Here is a 21746-nt window from a genome sequence, read left to right as displayed (position 1 = left end):
ACTTTCCGATTTTCAGGATGAATGTAGGCCGCCAGACTGTCGATGTCAATTTCCAACCGGGCCTGCCGCCATGGATACCACCTGCATCGCTTCCCCCTCCTCGCCCGCGCGCGACGCGCGCGGGCCGGCTCACCGCTGGCGCGTGCTGGCGGCCGGTGTCGCCGCGAACATGAGCTTTTCGGCCGCGGCGGCCGGCATTCCGACCACCGCCGTGTGGATGCGCACGGCCTATCACCTCGACAACGGCGCGCTCGGCCTCGTGCTCGGCGCGCTCGGCTTCGGCGTCGCGCTGTCCGAGCTGCCGTGGGGGATCGCCGCCGACCGCTTCGGCGATCGCCGCGTGCTGCTGACCGGGCTCGTCGCGACAGCCGCAATGCTCGCGCTGATGGTGTGCACGATCGCCCCGACCGCGCACGCGGTGCCGCCGCTGATGCGCGTCGTCGCAATGATGAGCTGCGTCGGCCTGCTCGGCGGCAGCGTGAACGGATCGAGCGGGCGCGCGGTGATGCGCTGGTTCGGCGAGCGCGAACGCGGCCTCGCGATGAGCATCCGCCAGACGGCCGTGCCGCTCGGCGGCGGCGTCGGCGCGGCGCTGCTGCCGTCGCTCGCGTCGCACCTGGGTTTCGCCGCGGTGTTCGGTGCGCTGATGCTGCTGTGCGCGGGATCGGCCGCGCTGACCTGGCGCTGGCTGCACGAACCGCCCGCCGTGCCGGCCGCCGTGCACGGCACCGTGCATCGTCCTGTCGAACAGCAGCAGCCCGCCCGGCACGCGCGCGGCCCGCTCGCGAGCGGCCGCGTGTGGCGCATCGTGCTCGGCATGGGCCTGTTGTGCACGCCGCAGTTCGCGGTGCTCACGTTCGCGACGGTGTTCCTGCACGACTTCGGCCGGCTCGGTCTCCCCGGCATCAGCGCGGCGATGGTCGCGCTGCAGTTCGGCGCGATGGTGATGCGCGTCTGGAGCGGCCGCCATACCGACCGGCACGGCAACCGCCGCGCGTACCTGCGCGGTTCGGTGCTCGTCGCCGCCGGGTCGTTCGCGCTGCTTGCAGCCGCGACGGCCGGCAGCCCGCACGTGCCGCTCGCGGCGATCGTCGCGATTCTCGTGTTCGCGGGCATCTGCGTATCGGCGTGGCACGGCGTCGCGTACACGGAGCTCGCGACGCTCGCAGGCGCGAACCATGCGGGCACCGCGCTCGGGATGGCGAACACGATCGTCTACCTCGGGCTGTTCGCGACGCCGCTCGCGATTCCGCCGCTGCTCGCCGTCAGTTCGTGGAGCGTGGTCTGGCTCGCGGCCGCGCTGGTCGCCGGCGCGACCTATCCGCTGTTCGCCGCGCGATAGCGGCCGCATGTTGCACGCCGGGCGTCGCCGCGCACGCAACGACGCCCGCGCATCCGTCAGCCCGCCTCGCGCGCCAGCGCGCGCCGCACGGCCGGCCGTTCGGCCTCGCGCTGCGCATGGGCCGTCCACGCGGGATGCCGCGTCATGTCGAGTCCGATCGCGACGCCCCAGCGATACAGCACGAGCAGGAACGGATCGACGATCGAATGGCCGCCCGGTTCGGCCCACGTGCGACCGTCGGCAAGCGCGGTTTCGATGGTCTCGTTCGCGGCATCGATCGTGCCGCGCCCGTGCGGTCTGACCGCACCGTGCAAGGCCGGGTCGCCGATGAAGCGGCCCGGCCGCCACAGCGCGCCGTAGCCGACGCCATGCACCCAGCCGACCAGCCAGGCGAGCCATTCGTGGCAGCGCGCCTCGCGCAGCGGGTCGTCGAGCGGCAGCAATCGCGCATCCGGATAACGGCGTGCGAGATACGTGAGGATCGCGGGCGTTTCGGTGAGCACGCGCGGCTCGCCCGGAATCGCGAGCACGGGCACGCGCGCCTTCGCGTTGATCGCGAGATAGCGCGCTTCGAGGTTCTGCTGTTTCTGCACGGAGACGATCTCGACGTCGAACGGCGCGCCGGTTTCCTCCAGCGCGATGTGAGCGGCAAGCGAGCAGGCGCCCGGCGAAAGATAGAGACGGTATGCGTTCATGATGGTGGGCCCGACCGGGCTGTGGAAGACGGAACCGAGTGTAGGAACGCGTGGCCGGGCGCCGCAAACGATGAATTGTCGTGCTCGGACATTAGTGTTACTAATACCCGCATGCGACGCATCCACCTCCCTCCGCTGCAGACGCTGCGCGCGTTCGAGGCTGCCGTGCGGTTGCAGAGCTTCACGCGCGCGGCCGACGCACTCGCACTCACGCAAGGCGCGGTCAGCCAGCACATCCGCACGCTCGAGGCGCAGCTCGGCTATCCGCTCTTCACGCGCGAGCGCAACGGCGCGACACCAACGCACGCCGCGCACACGCTCGCGCTGCAGGTGCGCCAGGGCCTGAGCGTGCTCGAACGCGCATTCGAGCCGACGCTCGCCGTGCGCAGCCGCCCGCGCACCTGCGACGTCACACTGAACGTCAGCGTGCTGCCGAGCGTCGCCGAGCGCTGGCTCGCGCCGCGCCTGCCGCGCTTCTCGGCCGCGCATCCGCACATCGCGATCGCGCTGCACCCGGACGCGACGCTCGCGCCGCTGCGCAAGCGCGACCGCATCGACGTCGCGCTGCGCTACGGGCCCGGCACGTGGCCGGGCGTCGTCGCCGAGAAGCTGATGAACGAGACGATCTTCCCGGTCGCGAGCCCCGTGTACCGCAATCGCGACGGCGTTGCACCGCGCGCGCCGGCCGATCTCGTGCGCGCGACGCTGCTGCGCCATCCCGCGCAGCCGTGGGAACCGTGGTTCCAGGCCGCGCGGCTCGATCTCACCGAATCCGCGCGCGCGCCGCGCTTCACCGACGCAAACGCGCTGATCAACGCGGCGCTGAAAGGGCGCGGCGTCGCACTCGCACGCCGCTCGCTGATCGAGCCCGAACTCGCGGCCGGCACGCTCGTGCGCGTGTCGACGGTGCGCGTGACCGACGTGTATGCGCACTACGTCGTGTGGCGCCCCGGCCATCCGCACGAAGCGGCGATCCGCACCTGGCTCGACTGGCTGCGCAGCGAAGTGCGGCGCAGGACGCCGCGGCGCTGACAGGCGGCGGTCGGCAATGGCGGCACGCACGCAAAAGTAGTTCGTTAGTTTGACGAAAGCGTTTCGCGATCACACACCGGTCGCAAACGATTCACCGAAACGTCGCATCGTATCGGCATACTCGAAAGCGTTTCCCGATCAGCCTGCCAGGAGAGAAGTCATGCGTCGCGTTTCCGTCGTCGTCGTTCTTTGTGCCGCCGCTTTGATCGCCGCCTGCAGCGACGACGCGCCGCACGACGCGCACGCGGCCGACGCCTCGCAGCAAGCCGGCGCATCGAGCGGCTCCGCCAGCGCGTTCAACAGCAATGCGACCGCGAACGCCGCCGCGTCCGATGCCGCGCCGCTCGCACCGCCCGTCGTGCACTATCCGCCCGATGACGACGACGACGCGAAGCCCGCGTCGAACGCGGCCGCATCGGCCACCGCCGCTTCGTCGCCAGGCTGATCGCGCTCGTCACCGCAACCCGGCGCAGCCGGAGGTGAAGGCCGGCTACGACGTCGCGAGCGGAAACCTGTACGTGAGGCTGCGCAACCACGGCGCAGCCCACGTCACGCTGACGCTGACCGACAACGCGTACGGCGCGCCATCGCGGCAGGTGACGCTGACCGACAACGCGTACGGCGCGCCATCGCGGCAGGTGACGCTGCACGGCGGCGACGAGCAGATCGAGCAGTGGGTGCCCGCATCGAACCACCAATGGTATGACGTGACGGTAAGCGACGGCGCAAACGGCACGTTCTCGCGCCGTTTCGAGGGTCACGTCGAGAACGGCCGTCCGAGCTATTCGGACCCGGCCGCGGTGCGGCCCGTCTCCGCGTCGTAACCGCGACGGCGCTGCGTGGCGCGGCAACCGCCGCGCAGCGCATGCCGCCCGTCAGACCGCGTGCGCGAGCGCGCGGTCGACGAGCGCGGCGTCGAAGCCGTCGTCCGCATCGCGAAAGCGCAGCGGCGCCGCGCAATGGACGAGCGTGTCGACGAAGTACTTGGCGCGCGGCCACGGCCCGAAGCCGGCCGCCGTATTGATGTGCCCGGCATCGCCGAGGTTCACGAACGCACTGCCCAGGCGCTGCGCGAGCGTACGCGCATCGGCGAGCGGCATCCACGGATCGGTCTCGCTGCCGATCACGATCGACGGCACCGCAAGCCGGCACGCGTCGAACGGCCCGGCAAACGTGAATTTCTTCGGACTGGCGGGCGCGACGAGCAGCACGCCCGCGACATCGCCCGTACGCGGCCACTGCGCGAGCGCATGCGCGGCCGCGAGGCAGCCGAAACTGTGCGCGGCGAGCACGAACGGGCCGCGCTCGCGATCGAGCAGCGCGCGCACGGACTGCGCCCAGCGCGCGAGATCGGGCGCGTCCCAGTCGTCCTGCTCGACGCGCAGCGAGCGCGGGAACTGCCGCTCGAGCCAGGTCTGCCAGTGAGCGCCTTCGCTGCCGTGCAGGCCCGGAACGGTGACGAGCCGCGGCGGCCACGCCGATTTGCTGCATGCGCGCATGATTGCCCTCGCTTGCTTGAAGACGAGTTTCGATTGTGGCGCGCGGCGCCCGGCGGCCGAACCAATATTTTGTGCTTTGCTTTTGCGCGGGCCGGCCCGCGCGACGGCGCAATTCGCGTCGAAACCGTAGAATGTGGGCTTCCCGTCAGCTTCATACGAAAGCGGGCCGGGCGCCGACGCGCCGGGCCCGGTCGTCAGGAGACGCCCGATGTCCGCTACGCCCGCCTGCGCGCTGCGCCTGCTCCCTCTCGCCGTTCCCGTGACGAGCCTCGCCGGCGCGCGCGAAGTCACGCAATGAAGATCCTGTTCTATTCGCCGCACCAGGAAGCCGGCGCGTGGCGCGACGAGATCGCGCACGCGCTGCCGGAAGCCGAGCTACGCGCATGGCAGCCCGGCGACACGGCCGCCGCCGACTACGCGCTCGTATGGCGCCCGCCGCGCGAGTTCTTCGCGCCGCGCGACGGCCTGCGCGCGATCTTCAACCTCGGCGCGGGCGTCGACGCGCTGCTCGCGCTCGACCGCACGCATCCGGGCACGCTGCCCGCGCACGTGCCGCTCGTGCGGCTCGAGGATTCGGGCATGGCGCAGCAGATGGTCGAATACGTGACGCACGCGGTGCTGCGCTACCTGCGCCGTTTCGACGAATACGACGCGCAGCAGCGCGAGCGCCGCTGGCACCCGCTCGAACCGCATCCGCGCGCAACGTTCACCGTTGCCGTGCTCGGCCTCGGCGTGCTCGGCGCGCAGGTCGCGCTCGCGCTCGCCGCGCTCGGCCTGCCCGTGCGTGGCTACAGCCGCAGCGCGAAGCAGCTCGACGGCATCGCGACCTTCGCCGGCGACGGCGCGTTCGATGCGTGCATCGACGGTGCGAAAGTGCTCGTCAACCTGCTGCCGAGCACGCCCGACACCGACGGCATCCTGTCGTCGCGCGCGTTCGCGCGGCTCGCGCCCGGCGCGTACGTCGTCAACGTCGCGCGCGGCGCACATCTCGTCGAGGCCGACCTGCTCGACGCGCTCGCGAGCGGCCGGATCGCCGCGGCGACGCTCGACGTGTTCCAGCACGAACCGCTGCCGGACGACCATCCGTTCTGGCGCGCGCCGCGCATCACGATCACGCCGCACAGCTCGGCCGAAACGCTGCGCGCGGAGGCCGTCGAGCAGATCGCCGGCAAGATCCGCGCATTCGAGCGCGGCGAGCGCGTCGGCGGCATCGTCGACTACGCGCGCGGCTACTGAATACAGACAAAACCGGAGACAACCATGAGCTTCCCCACCGCCGTCAAGATCGTCGAAGTCGGCCCGCGCGACGGGCTGCAGAACGAGAAGACCTTCGTGCCGACCGACGTGAAGATCGCGCTCGTCGACCGCCTGTCGCGCGCGGGCTTCCGCAACATCGAGGCCGCGTCGTTCGTGTCGCCGAAATGGGTGCCGCAGATGGCCGACGGCGCCGACGTGATGGCCGGCATCGAGCGTCGCGCGGGCACCGTGTACTCGGTGCTCACGCCGAACCTGAAGGGCTTCGAGAACGCGCTCGCCGCGCGCGCCGACGAAGTCGTGATCTTCGGCGCGGCGAGCGAGGCGTTCTCGCAGCGGAACATCAACTGCAGCATCGCCGAGAGCATCGCGCGCTTCGAGCCCGTCGCGAAGGCCGCGAAGGACGCGGGCCTGCGGCTGCGCGGCAGCGTGTCGTGCACGCTCGGCTGCCCGTACCAGGGCGAGGTGCCGGTCGCGTCGGTCGTCGACGTCGTCGAACGCTTCGCGGCGCTCGGCTGCGACGAGATCGACATCGCCGATACGATCGGCGTCGGCACGCCGAAGCGCACGCGCGAAGTGCTCTCGGCCGTCACGCGCGTGTTCCCGCGCGAACGCCTGTCGGGCCATTTCCACGACACCTACGGCCAGGCGCTCGCGAACATCTACGCTGCGCTGTTCGAAGGGATCGAGATCTTTCACGCGTCGGTCGCCGGCCTCGGCGGCTGCCCGTACGCGAAGGGCGCGACCGGCAACGTCGCGACCGAGGACGTGCTGTACCTGATGCAGGGCCTCGGCATCGACACCGGCGTCGATCTCGCGCAGGTCGTCGCCGCCGGCGACTTCATCTCGAACGCGATCGGCCGCACGAACGTGTCGCGCGCCGGTCGCGCTCTGCTCGCCAAGGCGCAGAGCGCGGACGACGCCGCGAACTGCGTCTGACCCCTGCACTCCATGGATTGCTCAACATGACGACACCTGCTTCATTCGATTCCCTCCCCGATTCCGCGCGAAGAGTCGCGCTGCTGCTGCGCGAGCGCGGTCATGCAAAAGGCATCGTGATGCTCGCCGAAACCGGCAAGACGTCGGCCGAAGCCGCGGCCGGGCTCGGCTGCGAGGTCGCGCAGATCGCGAAGTCGATCCTGTTTCGCCGGCAGTCGGACGGCGCGCCCGTGCTCGTGGTCGCGAGCGGCGTCAATCGCGTCGACGAGAAAAAGGTTGCCGCGCAGGTCGGCGAGGTGGGCCGCGCGGACGCGAAGTTCGTGCGCGACAACACAGGCTATGCGATCGGCGGCGTCTGCCCGATCGGCCATCTTGTCGAACCCGTCACGCTGATCGATGCCGACCTGCTCGAGCTCGACAGCCTGTGGGCGGCCGCCGGCCATCCGCATGCGGTGTTCAACCTGTCGCCGCACGAACTCGTGTCGCTGACGGGCGCACCGGTCGCGGACGTCGCGTTGCGGGACAACGCATGAGCGGCGTGCCGGTGCCGGTCGGCACGGTCGCATCGCCGTGCACGGACGTATGCAGGATCGATCCGCGCACCGACTGGTGCGCGGGCTGCCTGCGCACGCGTGACGAGATCAAGGGATGGCGCGCGTCGGACGACGATGCGAGGCGCGCGCTGCTCGCGCGGCTCGATGCGCGGCGGCGCATGCTCGCCGGGAGCGGCACATAAAAAAAGAGCCGTTCAGCCTCACGGGCGAACGGCGTCGAGATCGGAATCCTGTGAACGTGATCAACGTCACAGACCGCATCATACGAGCGACGCGGCCGCATCGCATCGGGTGTTTCCCTACAACTTCTTACAGCATCTTTCGCGCGTGCGCGCGGGCCCGTTTCGAACGCAATCCAAACGCAATCCGCGTTCCTGAAATCCCCGCGGCGGCGCCCCCGTCGCGGCGCCAAATCGTACGACCGTTTCAGTTGCCGACCGCCTCGCGACGCGCGGGTACGATGCGCCAGCCGAGATTCACACCGGCCGCCGCGAGCAGGATCAGCAGCGCACCGAACACCTGCGTCCACGCAAGCGTCTGCCCGAACGCAACGCGATCGACCACGATCGCGACGACCGGATAGACGAACGACAGCGCTCCGGTCATCGCGGTCGGCAGCTTCTGGATCGCGCCGTACAGCAGCACATACATCAGGCCCGTGTTCACGACGCCGAGCACGACGAGGTCGAGCCATTGCCCGACAGTCGCGGGCAGCGTATCGAAGTGCGCGAACGGCGCGAGCAGCACGATCCCGAGGCCGGCCTGCAGCAGCGCGAGCAGATGCGGCGGCGTGCCCTTCAGGTGCTTCGTGACGATCGACGAGATCGCGTACAGGAACGCCGCGCCGAGCGACAGCGCGACGCCTTCCAGATATTCGCCCGGCACCGCGAGCACGGCCGGCTCGACGCGCACCACGAAGACGAGCCCGGCGAACGCGAGCGCGAGCCACGCGACCGTCGACGCGGTGACCCGTTCGCGGAACACGATCGCGCCGAGCGCGACGAGCATGAACGGCTGCGTGTTGTAGACGGCGGTCGCCATCGAGATCGATGCGCGCGAATAGGCGGCGAACAGCAGCAGCCAGTTCGCGACGATCGCGACGCTGCCGAGCGTCGCGAGTGCGAGCATCCGCGGCGAGAACAGCGAGCGGCGCAGGAAGCCTAACGCCGCGCAGACGAGCGCGAGCGTCGCGGCGCCGAACAGGCAGCGGAAGAACACGACGTTCGTCAGCGGCTGCTGCGACGACATCACGAGCCAGCCGATCGTGCCGGACATCATCATCGCGACAACCATCTCGGCGGCGCCGCGGCGAATTTCATTCGAAGCCATCATGAACTCCGTCGATGAGAGTGGATGACTTCGATTCTAGAAATTTGCTTTCGCCGAAACCACGGCTAAACTGAAGTGAATCAGCCGATTCACCTTCGAAAGCAAAGCGATCATGCCGAAACGCCTTTCCACACCCGCCGTCGCGTCGCTCGACGCGACCGACCGCGCGATCCTCGCCGCGCTGGCCGACGACGCGCGCATCGCGACCAGCGAGCTCGCGCGGCAGATCGGGCTGTCGGCGCCCGCGACCGCCGACCGCGTGCGGCGGCTCGAGGCACAAGGCGTGATCGCCGCGTTCACCGTCGAGCTCGACCCGCGCGCGCTCGGCTACACGCTGCAGGCGATCGTCCGGGTGAAGCCGCTGCCCGGCCAGTTGCACCTGGTCGAGGAGTTGCTGCGGCGGATTCCCGAATTCGTCGAATGCGACAAGGTGACGGGCGACGACTGCTTCATCTGCCGGCTCTACCTGCGCACGATCGCGCACCTCGACGACATCCTGTCGAAGGTGACGGAGCGCGCGGAGACGAGCACCGCGATCGTGAAATCGACGCCCGTGCCGCGCCGCCTGCCGCCGCTCGCCGACGACGACAGCGCACACCGCTGAGCGGCCGGCCCGCGCCGCCCGCACGCTCCCTTATGCGGACGGGTCGCGCGCCTCGAAGAACGCAAGCAGTTCGTCGATCAACGCGACGGGCGCCTCTTCCGGAATGTAGTGCCCGCATTCGAGCGCACGGCCGCTGACGTCGCGCGCGACGCGACGCCATTCGTCGAGCGGATCGAAGCAGCGACCGACGATCCCTTTCTCGCCCCACAGCACGCGCAGCGGACACGCGATCTTGTTGCCGCGCTCGAGATCCGCACGGTCGTGCTCGAGGTCGATCGTCGCCGATGCGCGGTAGTCCTCGCACATCGCGTGCACGGCGCCCGGCTGCGCGAGCGCGGCGCGGTACGCGCCGAGCGCCTCGGGCGCGAACGGCGCGAGCCCGGCGGACCGGTTGCCCATCACACGCTCGATGTACGCATCGGTATGCCCGCCGATCAGCGTCTCGGGCAGCGGCTCCGGCTGGATCAGGAAGAACCAGTGGAAATACGCGGTCGCGAACGCGCGATCGGTTTTCTCGTACATCGCGAGCGTCGGCGCGATGTCGAGCAGCATCATCCGCTCGACGGCATCCGCGTGATCGAGTGCGAGCCGGTGCGCGACACGCGCGCCGCGATCGTGCGCGCATACATGGAAGTGCTCGAAGCCGAAATGCCGCATCACGGCGACCTGGTCGGCCGCCATCGCGCGTTTCGAATACGGCGCGTGCTGCGCGTCGCTCGGCGGCCGGCCCGACGCGCCGTATCCGCGCAGGTCGGTGGCGATCACCGTGAAGTGATTCGCGAGCGTCGCGGCAACGCGATGCCAGATCATGTGGGTTTGCGGATGCCCGTGCAGCAACAGGAGCGGCGGGCCCGCGCCTCCTTTGACACCGAAGATGTCGGTGTCCTGCACCATCACGCGAAACGGTGCAAACGCCTCAAACGACATGGTTTGTTTCTCGTTGGTTTGTTATGGCGGCTATTTTAGGAGCGCTCGCGCATCTTCACAGCGGGGCAGCAGCCAGAATCCGTAGAAAGAGAACACTCACTCGATTGCGGCCACACCGCGCATTTTGTTAAGCTCGCGTAGAATCGCACGACCGTTCGTATTAATATGAACGATCTCGTTCCGCAGCTACACTCGAATCATCGTTCGACCGCAAAGCATGGTGTCGGCGTCAACGCGATCGCGCGGATGCCGGCCCTCCCTGGAGACTGGAGACATCACATGGCATTGCCCACCGTCCTGCAGAACCTGACGCTGCCCGTCATCGCGTCGCCGATGTTCATCGTCAGCTACCCCGAACTCGTGCTCGCGCAATGCAAGGCGGGCATCGTCGGTTCGTTCCCTGCGCTCAACGCCCGTCCGGCCGAACTGCTCGACGAGTGGCTCACGCAGATCCAGTCGGAGCTCGCCGACCACAAGGCGAAACACCCCGAAGCGGTAATCGGCCCGATCGCGGTCAACCAGATCGTCCACCAGTCGAACGCGCGGCTCGAGCACGACGTGCGCGTATGCGTCGAGCACAAGGTGCCGATCTTCATCACGAGCCTGCGCGCGCCGGCGCGCGAGATCGTCGACGCGGTGCACAGCTACGGCGGCATCGTGCTGCACGACGTGATCAACCTGCGCCACGCACAGAAGGCGCTCGAAGCCGGCGTCGACGGGCTGATCCTCGTCGCGGCCGGCGCGGGCGGCCACGCGGGCACGACGTCGCCGTTCGCGCTCGTCGGCGAAGTCCGCAAGATCTTCGACGGTCCGATCGTGCTGTCCGGCTCGATCGCGAACGGCGGCTCGATCCTCGCCGCGCAGGCGATGGGCGCCGATTTCGCGTACATGGGAACACGCTTCATCGCAACGCAGGAAGCGCACGCGATCGACGACTACAAGCACGCGATCCTGAACGCGAAATCGTCCGACATCATCTATACGAACCTCTTCACCGGCGTGCACGGCAACTACATCCGCGAGAGCATCGAGAAAGCCGGCCTCGATCCGGAAGCGCTGCCGGAATCCGACAAGACGAAGATGAATTTCGGCGGCGACAAGACGAAGGCGTGGAAGGACATCTGGGGCGCCGGCCAGGGCGTCGGGCTGATGGACGACCTGCCGAGCGTGGGTGCGCTCGTCGAGCGCCTGAAGCGCGAGTACGACGACGCGAAGGCGCGGCTCGGCATCGCACGCTGACGGATGCGGCGGTCGTTGCGGCCGCATGCGCGACCGCCGCCGCAAATGCCGTCGGACAAAACAAAAAGCGCGAACCGCTGCGGTTCGCGCTTTTTTATCGCCCGCCGCGGCGGAACACGCGGCTCAGCCTGCGCGCTTGATCCGCGTGATCGGCAGCACGCGCAGGCGCGACTCGATCGACGGACACAGCGACTGGCCTTCGAAGCGCGCCGCGAGGAAATCGACGAACGAACGCACCTTCGCGGATACGTGACGGCGGCTCGCGTACACCGCATAGATCGGCGCCTCGTGCGGCGGCACCGAATCGAGCAGCACCGGCACGAGCCGGCCGGATTCGATGTCGTCGCCGACCACCTCGGTGCCGAGCAGCGCGATGCCCGCGCCCGCGAGCACGGCCGCACGCAGCCCTTCGAGATGGTTCACGATCAGGTTGCCGTTGAGGGTCACGCGCGACGCGGCCGCCGCGTCGATCACGAGCGAGTCGAGCATCGACGAATTCGAGTCGCGCCGCAGGTAGTTGTGGTGCGCGAGATCGGCGATCGTCGCGGGCGTGCCGTGCTTGTCGAGATACTCGGGCGACGCGACGAGCAGGATGTGCGCGGTCGCGATCTGCCGTGCGACCAGCGACGACGATTTCAGTCCGTTCGGCGCCGCGCGCACCGCGACGTCGTAGCCTTCCTCGATCAGGTCGACCACGCGATCGGACAGCGTCATGTCGACGGTCACGTCCGGGAACCGGCCCGCGTAATCGGTGACGGCCTGCATCACGTGCCGCAGCCCGAACGCGGACAGCGACGTCACGCGCAGGCGGCCCTGCGGCACCACGCTCGCGGCGCCGACGGCCTGCCCGGCTTCGTCGAGTTCCGACAGCGCCTGCACGAGGCGCTCGTAATATTCGCGTCCCGCCTCGGTAGGCGCGACGCGTCGTGTCGTGCGATGCAGCAGCCGCGCGCCGAGCTGCTGCTCGAGATGCATCACATGCTTGCTCGCCATCGCAGCCGACATCTGCATGCGCTCGGCCGCGCCGACGAAGCTGCCCACTTCGACGACGTAGCGAAACACATTCATGCTGACGAGGGTATCCATCGAACTAGCTCGTAATGACGGGGGAATGGTCCAATTACGAGATAGGGTAACAAAGGCGAGGAAACAGAAAGGTCAACAAAGGCAAAACGAACGGCGCCGCGGGTGGCGGCGCCGTTTCGGGCGGGAAAACATGCAGCGGGAACGCGCGATTTCCGCGCGCGTCCGGCGCGCCGATCGCGCGTGCGCGTCAGAACTTCGCGCGGATACCTGCGCCGAACGTATTGCCGGTCGACAGGCCGCTGATGTGGTCGTTCATGTACGCGGCGTAGATATCCGTGCGCTTGGACAGCGGATAGTCGTAGCCGACGGCCCAGGTCTGGCGCGTCTGGTCGAGGCCGCCCGCGTCGCGCGAATACGCGTACGACGCCATCGCGTTGCCGACGCCGAGCGGCACCGACACGCCGCCCTGCGCGGTGTTCACGTGCCAGCTGCCCGCGACCTGATCGTTCTTCGTATACATGTACTGGCCGAACAGCTTCACCAGCTTCAGGTCGTAGGTCGCGCCGACCAGCGCAATGCCCTGGCTCTTCATCCCGGCGACGAGCGCGCTCAGGTCGCGCGGGCCGTTGTTGAAGTTCACGTACTGATACACGGCAGTCGCCGCGAACGGGCCGTTCGCATAGTTGAACTGCGCGCTCCACTTCTTCGAGCCGTTGTCGCCGGCCTGGTTGCCGAACGCGTACATCGCGCTGCCATTCAGTCCGCCGAACGAAGGCGACGTGTACGACACCGCGTTGTTCCAGCCCGAATCGCCAACCGCGCCCTGGTCGCTCGGATAGGTCGGGAACGTGCCGAGGCCGAGGAACACGTGGTACACCATCGGCGAGAAGGTGTACGAATCGTAGAACGGGTTGAACAGGATCGTCGACAGGAACAGGTGCGTCGTCAGGCGGCCTGCCGTCACCGTGCCGTACGGCGAGCTGATGCCGACGTACGCGTTGCGGGCGAAGAACGTGTCGCCCTGGAAGCGGCCGAACTGGCCGTTCTGCGCACGGAAGAAGCTTTCCAGCGTGAAGATCGCCTTGTAGCCGTTGCCCAGATCCTCTGCGCCGTGCAGGCCCCAGTACGACGTCGACATCCCGCCGCCCGACACGTTCCATGCGCGATCGCCGCCCGGGAACTTGGTCGCGCCGACCCATTCGTCTACCTGCCCGTAGAGCGACACGCTCGATTGCGCATAAACGGGTGCGGCCGCCGCCGCACAGGCGGCCGCGGCGATCAGCTTGACGGACGTGCGCGACGCACGGCGAGCGAATGCTTTCATGGGATCTCCAGGTTTTGTCGGATAGTCGATAAGTGGCGCGAGCGTTGTTTTTTGGAGCCGAGTGCTTGCGTCGTATGGGGCGCAGCCATCTTTACGGATCATTTGTCCGGTCAAAATTGCGCACACTTATTGCTGGTATAGCGCCAGCATTAACTTCGCGGAATCGATACGTGGCCGGATGCACTGCGGCGGCCCCGCGCGAAAGCGGTTGCGCGACGGGACGGCGGCGTGGCGCACGCGAGCCGGGCGCGAAAGATAGCGCAATGCGACGGGAAAATCAGCGGAAATCTGCGCGCGACTGTGGCGAATTCGCATCAGCCGGCATAGGACGAGCGCGTGGGCGCTCAGTTTCGGTAGAACGGGGAGAAATACGGCGAGTGCGAGGGCTCTTCCTGCGAGCGGGGCGGCGGCATCGGACGGCCGCCGCGCTCCTCGTTGTAGCGCGCGACGTCGGCGCGGATCGAACCGGCGCGCAGCGGCACGTTGCCGCCACCCGGCGGGCGCGGCATCTGGCGCGCGTCGGCGCTGATCGGGCGATACGGGCTTTGCGCGGCGTAATGACCGTACGACGGCGTCGGCCGCAGCCCCCATCGGGAGCCGTAGTTGCTCACGCCGCCGGCGCGTGCACCGGCGGGGGGCGGAACGCGGCGCCAGACGGGCCCGCCACCGAACCCGCCGCCAGCCTGCTGACCGTACGCACGCATGTCGCCGCCACCGAAACCGTGGCCGCCGAACCCATGACCGCCGTGTGGCGGCTGCGCGAGCGCAAGCGGCATCAGCAGCGCGCCGAGCACGCCTGCCACCCATCGTCCGATCTTCCGTTTCACCCGTTCCGTCATCGTTCAGTTGCCTGTCCATGCCCGCCGCCGGCTCCTTTCAGCCGACGCAAGGCTTTCAGCAGTAATTTATGAGCGGCCCGAAACTGTGTCGAGCCAAAAAGTGTTAGGTCGCCGGCATCGGTGTAACACCATGTTACTGCTAGGTTTTTTCACTTCAGGGCGCGAACGCGACAGAACATTCTTCTGCCGTTTAGCGCATGTCCGGGGCGGCTACGACAACCGTTGTCGCATGCAGTCGATTCATCAATCGATTCTCACAATGAATTTGTGTAGTGAATGGCCAACCGGGACAATAGCGCCATCCGCGCGCGCGACGCGCGCCTCCGTCGTTTCCGAATCGAGTTCCCGATGGCCCGTCCCCGTTTTCTTCCCGACAACTTCACGCTCGCCCTGGTCGGCACCGTCGTGCTCGCGAGCCTCCTGCCGTGCCGCGGCCCGGCCGCCCACGCGTTCAACTGGGCGACCAACATCGCCGTCGGCCTGCTGTTCTTCCTGCACGGCGCGAAGCTGTCGCGGGAAGCTGTCGTTGCGGGCGCAACCCACTGGCGGCTGCACGCGGTCGTGCTGCTCAGCACGTTCGCGCTGTTCCCGCTGCTCGGCCTCGCGCTGAAACCCGTGCTGCAGCCGCTCGTCACGCCGGCGCTCTACGCGGGCGTGCTGTTTCTGTGCACGCTGCCGTCGACGGTCCAGTCGTCGATCGCGTTCACGTCGATCGCGAAGGGCAACGTGCCGGCCGCCGTGTGCGCGGCATCGGCGTCGAGCCTGCTCGGGATCTTCGTCACGCCGGCGCTCGTCGGGCTGATGATCACGTCGCAGTCGGCCGCCGCGGCGTCGCCGTGGAGCACCGTCGGCAGCATCGTGATGCAGCTGCTCGTGCCGTTCATTGCCGGCCAGTTGCTGCGGCCCGTGATCGGCCGCTGGATCGAACGCAACCGCGGCGTGCTGCGCTTCGTCGACCAGGGCTCGATCCTGCTCGTGGTGTACGTCGCGTTCAGCGAGGCCGTCAACGAGGGTCTGTGGCACCAGATCCCGGCGCGCGCGCTCGGCGGCCTGCTGATCGTCAACCTCGTGCTGCTCGCGATCGCGCTGCTGCTGACCACGTTCGTCAGCAAGCGGCTCGGCTTCAACCGGGCCGACCAGATCACGATCATCTTCTGCGGATCGAAGAAGAGCCTCGCGGCCGGCGTGCCGATGGCGAAGGTGATCTTCTCGGCGAACGCGGTCGGCGCGATCGTGCTGCCGCTGATGCTGTTCCACCAGATCCAGTTGATGGCGTGCGCGGCGCTCGCGCAGCGCTGGGGCGCGCGCGACACGAGCGGCGAGCGCGGCGGGCAGGACGGCGCGGCATCGGCGCCCGGCGCGCTGAGCGCGGGCAAGCGCTGACGGGACGGGAGGCGGGACGGTCATTGGTGGCGCGCCCGCTCTCCCGCCTTTCCGCCTTTCCGCCTTTCCGCCTTTCCGCCTTTCCGCCTTTCCGCCTTTCCGCCTTTCCGCCTTTCCGCCTTCCAAACGCGCACCGGTGCGCGCCCGACGCGATGCACCATCAGTGCCCATCGCGTCACAAAATCTTCATTCAATTCCCCGCGAGCGCTGCCGTTAAGCCGGGCGTCCCGTCGATTCGGCTGCCCTCGCCCATGCCCGCGCTCCACCCCGACTCCGCTGCCGCCAGCATCACGCGCCTGATCGCGGATCGCGCGCTCGCCGCCGTTTTCCAGCCGATCGTCGATCTCGGGTCGGGGACGGTCGTCGGCTACGAAGGCCTGATACGCGGCCCGCGCGGCACCGACCTCGAGCCGCCCGCCGCGCTGTTCGCGCAGGCCGCGCGCGAAGGCGCGACCATCGTGCTCGAACAGGCCGCCGCGCTCACCTGCCTCGACGCGTTCGCCGCGTTCGGCTGCGACGGCAAGCTGTTCCTCAATTTCAGCGCGGGCACGATCCTGCAGCTCGCCCGCGAACGCGAACGCGCGCGCCAGTTCCTTGGCCGCGCGCGGGTCGGCGCCGAACGCATCGTGATCGAGCTGACCGAGCAGAACGCGATACCGGATGTCGCGCAGATCGGGCCGGCGGTCGCGTCGCTGCGCGATGCGGGCATCCAGTTCGCGCTCGACGACTACGGCACCGCGAACGCGAGCATGAACCTGTGGCTGCGCCTGCATCCGGACGTCGTGAAGATCGACCGCTTCTTCATCCACGACATCGCGCGCGACCCGCTCAAGTTCGAGGCCGTGAGGGCGATGCAGCACTTCGCGCAGGCGAGCGGCGCGCAACTGATCGCGGAAGGCATCGAGAACGAATGCGACCTGATCGTCGTGCGCGACATGGGCATCTGCTGCGTGCAGGGCTTCCTGCTCGGCCGGCCGGACGCGCAGCCGTCGCGGGTCGTCGCGCCGGCCGCGCGCGATGCGATCCGAGCGCCGCACATCGCGGTGTTTCCCGGCGCGACGCGCACCGCGCGGCCGGCCGGCACGATCGCCGCGAAGATGCTGGTCCCCGCGCCGGCACTGCCGCGCGACGCGACCAGCAACGACGTGCTCGACCTGTTCAACCGGATGCCCGACCTGCACGCGGTCGCGCTGGTCGAGCGCGGGCGGCCCGTCGCGCTCGTGGATCGCCGCGGCTTCATCGACCGCTTCGCGCTGCCGTATCACCGCGAGGTGTTCGGGAAGAAGCCGTGCCTGCAGTTCGCGAACGACGCGCCGCTGATGATCGACAACGCGACGACGTTCGAGCAGCTCGCGATGCTGCTCGCGAGCCACGACCAGCGCTATCTCGCGGACGGCTTCGTGATCACCGAACACGGCCGCTACGTCGGACTCGGCACCGGCGAGAGCCTCGTGCGCGCGGTGACCGAGATGCGCATCGAAGCCGCGCGCTACGCGAACCCGCTGACGTTCCTGCCCGGCAACATCCCGATCAGCGCGCATATCGACCGCCTGCTCCAGCGCGATGCCGGCTTTCATGCATGCTACGTCGACCTGAACCAGTTCAAGCCGTTCAACGACCAGTACGGCTACTGGCAGGGCGACGAGGTGCTGAAGTTCGCCGCGACGGTGCTGGCCGGCGTGTGCGACCCGCAGCGCGACTTTCTCGGGCACGTCGGCGGCGACGATTTCCTCGTGCTGTTCCAGCGCGACGACTGGCACGTGCGCGCGACCGACGCGATCGCGCGCTTCAACGACGGCGCGCAGCGCTTCTACACGCAGGCCGACCGGCAGGCGGGCGGGCTGCGTGGCGAGGACCGCCACGGCAACCCGGCGTTCTTCGGCTTCGTGACGATGGCGATCGGCGCGGTCGGCGTGCCGGCCGGCGCGCACGGCGCGAAACGCTACGGCAGCGACGAGATCGCATCGGTCGCGGCGCTCGCGAAGCGGCGCGCGAAACAGCAGCCGGGCGGGCTCGCGGTCGTCGATCTCGATGCGGGCCGCGCCGCGCTGCGCAATCGCGGCGAACCGCCGGCGGTAGCGGTGACGGTGGCGGCGGACTGAACCGCGGGCAATCGTCGAGCGCGGACACGGCTGCGCTCCGGGCGACGGGGACGAGCGTTCAGCCGTCAACCGGCCGATCGTTGCGCGTCAGCTTACGGCCACCCGTGCAGGCTGCCGAGCACACTGCGCGGACGCTCGAAACAGTCCCGCTTTCCGGCCTCTCTCCGCCCCTTTCCCGCGCCGCCGCGCACCCGCACGACCACCTTGCCTTTTTCGCGCTTTGTTTAGTATTTTTAGTAACGGCGTTTTCGCAGATTAGCGCTTAAAAACCCGTCATTCTCGGGTATTCCCCGGTTATCCGGCCCAAATTTCGGGGCATGTTTTACTATACAATCGTCTTCACCCTAAACAAACCGAACCCCGAACGATGGGCACCACCATTCGCGATGTTGCGCGGGCGGCAGAGGTCTCGATCGGCACCGTCTCCCGCGCGCTGAAAAACCAGCCGGGCCTGTCGGAAGCAACGCGTGCGCGCATCGTCGAGATCGCGCAGCAGCTCGGCTACGATCCCGCGCAGCTGCGGCCGCGCATCCGCCGGCTCACCTTCCTGCTGCACCGCCAGCACAACCGCTTCCCCGCGAGCCCGTTCTTCTCGCACGTGCTGCACGGCGTCGAGGACGCATGCCGCGAGCGCGGCATCGTGCCGACGCTGCTCACGGTCGGCCCGAATGACGACGTGCTGCGCCAGATGCGCCCGCACGCGCCCGACGCGATCGCGGTGGCCGGCTTCATCGAGCCCGAGACGATCGAGGCGCTCGCCGCGACCGGCCGGCCGCTCGTGCTGATCGACCTGTGGGCGCCCGGGCTGCGCTCGGTCAACATCGACAACGCAACGGGCGCCGCGCTCGCGATGCGCCACCTGCTCGCCACCGGCCGCTCGCGGATCGCGTTCATCGGCGGTTCGCCCGCGCACTACAGCATCGCGCAGCGTGCGATCGGCTACCGGCGCGCGTTCTTCGAGGCCGGGCGGCTGTTCGATCCCGCGTACGAAGTGACGATCGACGCGGGGCTCGATCCCGACACCGGCGCCGCGCGTGCGATGGAGCAACTGCTCGACGCGCCGGGCCCGCGCCCCGACGCCGTCTTCGCATACAACGACGCGGCCGCGCTGGCCGCGCAGCGCGTGTGCATCGCACGCGGCCTGCGGATTCCGGACGACATCGCGATCGTCGGCTTCGACAACATCCCGGCCGCCGCGCACGCGAGCCCGCCGCTCACGACGCTGTCGGTCGACAAGGAAGCGCTCGGGCGCCGCGGCGTCGAGCTGCTGCTCGCGGAGGCGCCCGAGCGCACCGAGATCTCCCTGCCCGTCGAGCTGATCGTACGGGCCAGCAGCCAGCCCGCCGGCTCTCCGGCACTCGATACCGCCACGGTCACCGAATCATGAACATGCCCCCGGTCCAACCCTGCACGGCCGCGCCGGCCGCCCACACGCAAGCCGCGCCGCTCGTCGCGAATTTCCGCGATCCGTCGTTCCTGCTGTCGCATATCGAAGACACGCTGCGCTTCTACGCGACGAACGCGTTCGACCCAACGGGCGGCTTCTATCACTACTTCCGCGACGACGGCAGCATCTACAACCGCACGTCGCGCCACCTCGTCAGCAGTTGCCGGTTCGTCTTCAACTACGCGATGGCGTACCGGCATTTCGGCGATCCGCGTCACCTCGACTACGCGCGCCACGGGCTGCGCTTCCTGCGCGACGCGCACTGGGACGACGAACTGCAGGGCTACGACTGGGAACTCGACTGGCGCGACGGCGCGAAGCGCGCGACGCTCGACGGCACGCGCCACTGCTACGGGCTCGCGTTCGTGCTGCTGGCGGCCGCGCACGCGACGATGGCCGGCATCGACGAGGCACGCCCGCTGATCGCGGCGACCTACGAGCTGGCCGAGCACCGCTTCTGGGATGCGGCCGCGGGCCTGTATGCGGACGAGGCGACGCCGAACTGGATCGTGTCGTCGTACCGCGGCCAGAACGCGAACATGCACATGACGGAAGCGCTGCTCGCGGCCTACGAGGCGACCGGCCACCTCACGTACCTCGATCGCGCGGAAAAGCTCGCAAGCCACATCACGCAGCGCCAGGCCGCGCTGTCGGGCGGGCTCGTATGGGAGCACTACCATGCGGACTGGTCGGTCGACTGGGACTACAACAAGGAAGACAGCTCGAACATCTTCCGTCCGTGGGGCTTCCAGCCCGGGCACCAGACCGAATGGGCGAAGCTGCTGCTGATCCTCGAGCGGCACCGCCCGCTCGACTGGCTCGTGCCGCGCGCGGCCGAACTGTTCGACGCGGCGCTCACGCACGCATGGGACGCCGATCATGGCGGCCTGTATTACGGCTTCGGCCCCGACTTCACGATCTGCGACCACAACAAGTACTTCTGGGTGCAGGCGGAAACCTTCGCGGCGGCCGCGATGCTCGGCGCGCGCACCGGCAGCGAGCGCTTCTGGGACTGGTACGACGAGATCTGGCGCTATAGCTGGGCGCATTTCGTCGATCATCGCTACGGCGCGTGGTACCGGATCCTCACCTGCGACAACCGCAAGTACAGCGACGAGAAGAGCCCGGCCGGCAAGACCGACTATCACACGATGGGCGCGTGCTACGACGTGCTCGCGACCCTTGCGCGCACGGCGCGCAGCGAGCCGACGCAATGAGCGGCGGCACGTTTCCGGCTTTCGTGTCGGCAGGCGACATCCTGACCGACATGGTGCGCGCGGGCGATGCGCAGTGGACGTCGGTGCCGGGCGGCGCCGGCTGGAACGTCGCGCGCGCGGTCGCGCGGCTCGGCGTGCCGAGCGCGCTCGCGGGCTCGATCGGCGAGGACTGCTTCTCCGACGTGCTGTGGCGCACGAGCGAAGCGGCCGGGCTCGACCTGCGCTTCCTGCAGCGCGTCGCACGGCCGCCGCTGCTCGCGATCGTCCATGAGACGCGCCCGCCCGCGTACTTCTTCATCGGCGAAGCGAGCGCCGATCTTGCGTTCGATCCCGCGCGGCTGCCGGCCGGCTGGACCGACCACGTGAAATGGGCGCATTTCGGCTGCATCAGCCTCGTGCGCGAACCGCTCGCGGGCACGCTGGCCGCGCTCGCGGCCGACCTGCACGCGCGCGGCGTGAAGATCAGCTTCGACCCGAACGTCCGCAACCTGATGACGGCCGCGTACCGGCCGACGCTCGCGAAGATGGCCGCCCTCGCCGACCTGATCAAGGTGTCGGACGAGGACCTGCGGCACCTGTTCGGCGGCGACGGCCCCGACGCGGTCGCGGCGGTGCGCGCACTGAACCCGCGCGCGGCCGTGCTCGTCACGCGCGGCGCGCAGGCGGCGACGCTCTACGCGGACGGCGACGTGCACGAGGCCAGCCCGCCACGCGTCGAGGTCGCCGACACCGTCGGCGCGGGCGACGCGTCGATCGGCGGCATGCTGTTCAGCCTGATGGCCGCGCCGCAGCGAGCGTGGCGCGAGCATCTCGCGTTCGCGCTGGCGGCGGGCGCCGCCGCGTGCCGGCATACGGGCGCACACGCGCCGACACTCGACGAGGTCGTCGCGCTGATCGAGGGCTGATAGAACGGTGACCGAACGCCGCGACCCGACACCGTTCGGTCACCGATAAGCCGCGCTGTACATGCTGCGCCGCAGTGCTACGATGAAGT

General features: G+C 68.9%; 21 protein-coding genes and 1 pseudogene. 15 read left to right on the top strand and 7 right to left on the bottom strand.

What is annotated here, in order from left to right:
- Positions 1–70 precede the first annotated feature (70 nt).
- Entirely contained in the window at positions 71–1342 is a 1272-nt protein-coding gene (locus DM992_RS05085) for an MFS transporter (protein ID WP_111015971.1), read from the top strand.
- A gap of 56 nt (positions 1343–1398) precedes the next feature.
- Here DM992_RS05085 and DM992_RS05080 read toward each other — a convergent pair whose 3' ends face one another.
- Positions 1399–2037 carry a glutathione S-transferase N-terminal domain-containing protein gene (locus DM992_RS05080; protein WP_111015970.1) on the bottom strand — a complete coding sequence of 213 codons (639 nt, stop codon included), beginning with the start codon at positions 2035–2037 and terminating at the stop codon, positions 1399–1401.
- Positions 2038–2148: 111 nt separating this feature from the next.
- On the opposite strand from DM992_RS05080, the gene DM992_RS05075 reads away from it, so the two are divergent.
- The 3 genes and pseudogenes from DM992_RS05075 to DM992_RS05065 form a co-directional block, all read left to right on the top strand.
- On the top strand, positions 2149–3069 hold the full coding sequence (locus DM992_RS05075) for a LysR substrate-binding domain-containing protein (protein WP_111015969.1): 921 nt from the start codon (positions 2149–2151) through the stop codon (positions 3067–3069).
- Between the two features lie 160 nt (positions 3070–3229).
- Positions 3230–3514 carry a hypothetical protein gene (locus DM992_RS05070; RefSeq protein WP_111015968.1) on the top strand — a complete coding sequence of 95 codons (285 nt, stop codon included), beginning with the start codon at positions 3230–3232 and terminating at the stop codon, positions 3512–3514.
- Positions 3515–3536: 22 nt separating this feature from the next.
- Positions 3537–3893: pseudogene (locus tag DM992_RS05065) on the top strand (phospholipase domain-containing protein); the annotation flags it as partial.
- A gap of 51 nt (positions 3894–3944) precedes the next feature.
- Here DM992_RS05065 and DM992_RS05060 read toward each other — a convergent pair.
- Positions 3945–4568 (bottom strand): alpha/beta hydrolase, encoded by a 624-nt coding sequence (locus DM992_RS05060; protein ID WP_111015967.1) that lies wholly within the window; start codon positions 4566–4568, stop codon positions 3945–3947.
- A 294-nt stretch (positions 4569–4862) separates the two neighbouring features.
- Here DM992_RS05060 and DM992_RS05055 point away from each other — a divergent pair, with 294 nt between their 5' ends.
- The 4 genes from DM992_RS05055 to DM992_RS05040 are packed head-to-tail and all read left to right on the top strand — an operon-like array spanning position 4863 to position 7497.
- Entirely contained in the window at positions 4863–5804 is a 942-nt protein-coding gene (locus DM992_RS05055) for a glyoxylate/hydroxypyruvate reductase A (protein WP_111015966.1), read from the top strand.
- Positions 5805–5828: 24 nt separating this feature from the next.
- Positions 5829–6761, top strand: a complete 933-nt coding sequence (locus DM992_RS05050) for a hydroxymethylglutaryl-CoA lyase (RefSeq protein ID WP_111015965.1) — start codon at positions 5829–5831, stop codon at positions 6759–6761.
- Positions 6762–6787: 26 nt separating this feature from the next.
- Complete coding sequence (locus DM992_RS05045; protein WP_034179210.1) at positions 6788–7294, top strand: YbaK/EbsC family protein; 507 nt, start codon at positions 6788–6790, stop codon at positions 7292–7294.
- Complete coding sequence (locus DM992_RS05040) at positions 7291–7497, top strand: DUF1289 domain-containing protein (protein WP_111015964.1); 207 nt, start codon at positions 7291–7293, stop codon at positions 7495–7497. Before DM992_RS05045 ends, DM992_RS05040 begins: the two co-directional genes overlap by 4 nt.
- A gap of 244 nt (positions 7498–7741) precedes the next feature.
- Here DM992_RS05040 and DM992_RS05035 read toward each other — a convergent pair whose 3' ends face one another.
- Positions 7742–8644, bottom strand: a complete 903-nt coding sequence (locus DM992_RS05035) for a DMT family transporter (RefSeq protein WP_111015963.1) — start codon at positions 8642–8644, stop codon at positions 7742–7744.
- Between the two features lie 112 nt (positions 8645–8756).
- Here DM992_RS05035 and DM992_RS05030 point away from each other — a divergent pair, with 112 nt between their 5' ends.
- Positions 8757–9248, top strand: a complete 492-nt coding sequence (locus DM992_RS05030) for an Lrp/AsnC family transcriptional regulator (protein WP_111015962.1) — start codon at positions 8757–8759, stop codon at positions 9246–9248.
- Positions 9249–9278: 30 nt separating this feature from the next.
- Here the strand turns inward: DM992_RS05030 and DM992_RS05025 are convergent, their stop codons facing one another.
- Complete coding sequence (locus tag DM992_RS05025; protein WP_111015961.1) at positions 9279–10175, bottom strand: alpha/beta hydrolase; 897 nt, start codon at positions 10173–10175, stop codon at positions 9279–9281.
- A 279-nt stretch (positions 10176–10454) separates the two neighbouring features.
- Here DM992_RS05025 and DM992_RS05020 point away from each other — a divergent pair, with 279 nt between their 5' ends.
- Positions 10455–11414: a nitronate monooxygenase family protein gene (locus tag DM992_RS05020; protein ID WP_111015960.1), complete on the top strand. Its 960-nt coding sequence runs from the start codon at positions 10455–10457 to the stop codon at positions 11412–11414.
- A gap of 123 nt (positions 11415–11537) precedes the next feature.
- On the opposite strand, the gene DM992_RS05015 is transcribed toward DM992_RS05020, so the two are convergent.
- The 3 genes from DM992_RS05015 to DM992_RS05005 form a co-directional block, all read right to left on the bottom strand.
- Positions 11538–12500, bottom strand: a complete 963-nt coding sequence (locus tag DM992_RS05015; RefSeq protein ID WP_111015959.1) for a LysR family transcriptional regulator — start codon at positions 12498–12500, stop codon at positions 11538–11540.
- 187 nt (positions 12501–12687) lie between these two features.
- Positions 12688–13764: a porin gene (locus DM992_RS05010; RefSeq protein ID WP_111015958.1), complete on the bottom strand. Its 1077-nt coding sequence runs from the start codon at positions 13762–13764 to the stop codon at positions 12688–12690.
- A 344-nt stretch (positions 13765–14108) separates the two neighbouring features.
- The gene (locus DM992_RS05005; RefSeq protein WP_111015957.1) at positions 14109–14603 is read right to left on the bottom strand and encodes a peptide-binding protein; all 495 of its coding nucleotides are present in this window, start codon (positions 14601–14603) and stop codon (positions 14109–14111) included.
- Positions 14604–14951: 348 nt separating this feature from the next.
- On the opposite strand from DM992_RS05005, the gene DM992_RS05000 reads away from it, so the two are divergent.
- The 5 genes from DM992_RS05000 (at position 14952) to DM992_RS04980 (ending at position 21657) form a co-directional block, all read left to right on the top strand.
- Entirely contained in the window at positions 14952–15986 is a 1035-nt protein-coding gene (locus DM992_RS05000) for a bile acid:sodium symporter family protein (protein WP_111017806.1), read from the top strand.
- Between the two features lie 251 nt (positions 15987–16237).
- Positions 16238–18088 (top strand): phosphodiesterase, encoded by a 1851-nt coding sequence (locus tag DM992_RS04995; protein ID WP_111015956.1) that lies wholly within the window; start codon positions 16238–16240, stop codon positions 18086–18088.
- A gap of 367 nt (positions 18089–18455) precedes the next feature.
- Positions 18456–19475: a LacI family DNA-binding transcriptional regulator gene (locus DM992_RS04990; protein WP_111015955.1), complete on the top strand. Its 1020-nt coding sequence runs from the start codon at positions 18456–18458 to the stop codon at positions 19473–19475.
- Positions 19472–20752 (top strand): AGE family epimerase/isomerase, encoded by a 1281-nt coding sequence (locus DM992_RS04985; protein ID WP_111015954.1) that lies wholly within the window; start codon positions 19472–19474, stop codon positions 20750–20752. The genes DM992_RS04990 and DM992_RS04985 overlap by 4 nt, the downstream gene beginning before the upstream one ends.
- On the top strand, positions 20749–21657 hold the full coding sequence (locus tag DM992_RS04980) for a carbohydrate kinase (protein ID WP_111015953.1): 909 nt from the start codon (positions 20749–20751) through the stop codon (positions 21655–21657). Before DM992_RS04985 ends, DM992_RS04980 begins: the two co-directional genes overlap by 4 nt.
- Positions 21658–21746 lie beyond the last annotated feature (89 nt).

Source organism: Burkholderia sp. JP2-270, from assembly GCF_003233675.1.
GTDB lineage: Bacteria > Pseudomonadota > Gammaproteobacteria > Burkholderiales > Burkholderiaceae > Burkholderia > Burkholderia pyrrocinia_C.
The sequence above is the reverse complement of the archived record's forward strand: the minus strand, read 5'-3'. Positions and strand labels throughout refer to the sequence as shown.

Coding starts and splice junctions, on each gene's coding strand:
- DM992_RS05035 (WP_111015963.1), bottom strand. CDS start 8,644: ATGGCTTCGAATGAAATTCGCCGCGGCGCCGCCGAGATGGTTGTCGCG.
- DM992_RS05025 (WP_111015961.1), bottom strand. CDS start 10,175: ATGTCGTTTGAGGCGTTTGCACCGTTTCGCGTGATGGTGCAGGACACC.
- DM992_RS05020 (WP_111015960.1), top strand. CDS start 10,455: ATGGCATTGCCCACCGTCCTGCAGAACCTGACGCTGCCCGTCATCGCG.
- DM992_RS05055 (WP_111015966.1), top strand. CDS start 4,863: ATGAAGATCCTGTTCTATTCGCCGCACCAGGAAGCCGGCGCGTGGCGC.
- DM992_RS05070 (WP_111015968.1), top strand. CDS start 3,230: ATGCGTCGCGTTTCCGTCGTCGTCGTTCTTTGTGCCGCCGCTTTGATC.
- DM992_RS04980 (WP_111015953.1), top strand. CDS start 20,749: ATGAGCGGCGGCACGTTTCCGGCTTTCGTGTCGGCAGGCGACATCCTG.
- DM992_RS05015 (WP_111015959.1), bottom strand. CDS start 12,500: ATGGATACCCTCGTCAGCATGAATGTGTTTCGCTACGTCGTCGAAGTG.
- DM992_RS04995 (WP_111015956.1), top strand. CDS start 16,238: ATGCCCGCGCTCCACCCCGACTCCGCTGCCGCCAGCATCACGCGCCTG.
- DM992_RS05005 (WP_111015957.1), bottom strand. CDS start 14,603: ATGACGGAACGGGTGAAACGGAAGATCGGACGATGGGTGGCAGGCGTG.
- DM992_RS05045 (WP_034179210.1), top strand. CDS start 6,788: ATGACGACACCTGCTTCATTCGATTCCCTCCCCGATTCCGCGCGAAGA.
- DM992_RS04990 (WP_111015955.1), top strand. CDS start 18,456: ATGGGCACCACCATTCGCGATGTTGCGCGGGCGGCAGAGGTCTCGATC.
- DM992_RS05085 (WP_111015971.1), top strand. CDS start 71: ATGGATACCACCTGCATCGCTTCCCCCTCCTCGCCCGCGCGCGACGCG.
- DM992_RS05075 (WP_111015969.1), top strand. CDS start 2,149: ATGCGACGCATCCACCTCCCTCCGCTGCAGACGCTGCGCGCGTTCGAG.
- DM992_RS05060 (WP_111015967.1), bottom strand. CDS start 4,568: ATGCGCGCATGCAGCAAATCGGCGTGGCCGCCGCGGCTCGTCACCGTT.
- DM992_RS05080 (WP_111015970.1), bottom strand. CDS start 2,037: ATGAACGCATACCGTCTCTATCTTTCGCCGGGCGCCTGCTCGCTTGCC.
- DM992_RS05010 (WP_111015958.1), bottom strand. CDS start 13,764: ATGAAAGCATTCGCTCGCCGTGCGTCGCGCACGTCCGTCAAGCTGATC.
- DM992_RS04985 (WP_111015954.1), top strand. CDS start 19,472: ATGAACATGCCCCCGGTCCAACCCTGCACGGCCGCGCCGGCCGCCCAC.
- DM992_RS05030 (WP_111015962.1), top strand. CDS start 8,757: ATGCCGAAACGCCTTTCCACACCCGCCGTCGCGTCGCTCGACGCGACC.
- DM992_RS05000 (WP_111017806.1), top strand. CDS start 14,952: ATGGCCCGTCCCCGTTTTCTTCCCGACAACTTCACGCTCGCCCTGGTC.
- DM992_RS05050 (WP_111015965.1), top strand. CDS start 5,829: ATGAGCTTCCCCACCGCCGTCAAGATCGTCGAAGTCGGCCCGCGCGAC.
- DM992_RS05040 (WP_111015964.1), top strand. CDS start 7,291: ATGAGCGGCGTGCCGGTGCCGGTCGGCACGGTCGCATCGCCGTGCACG.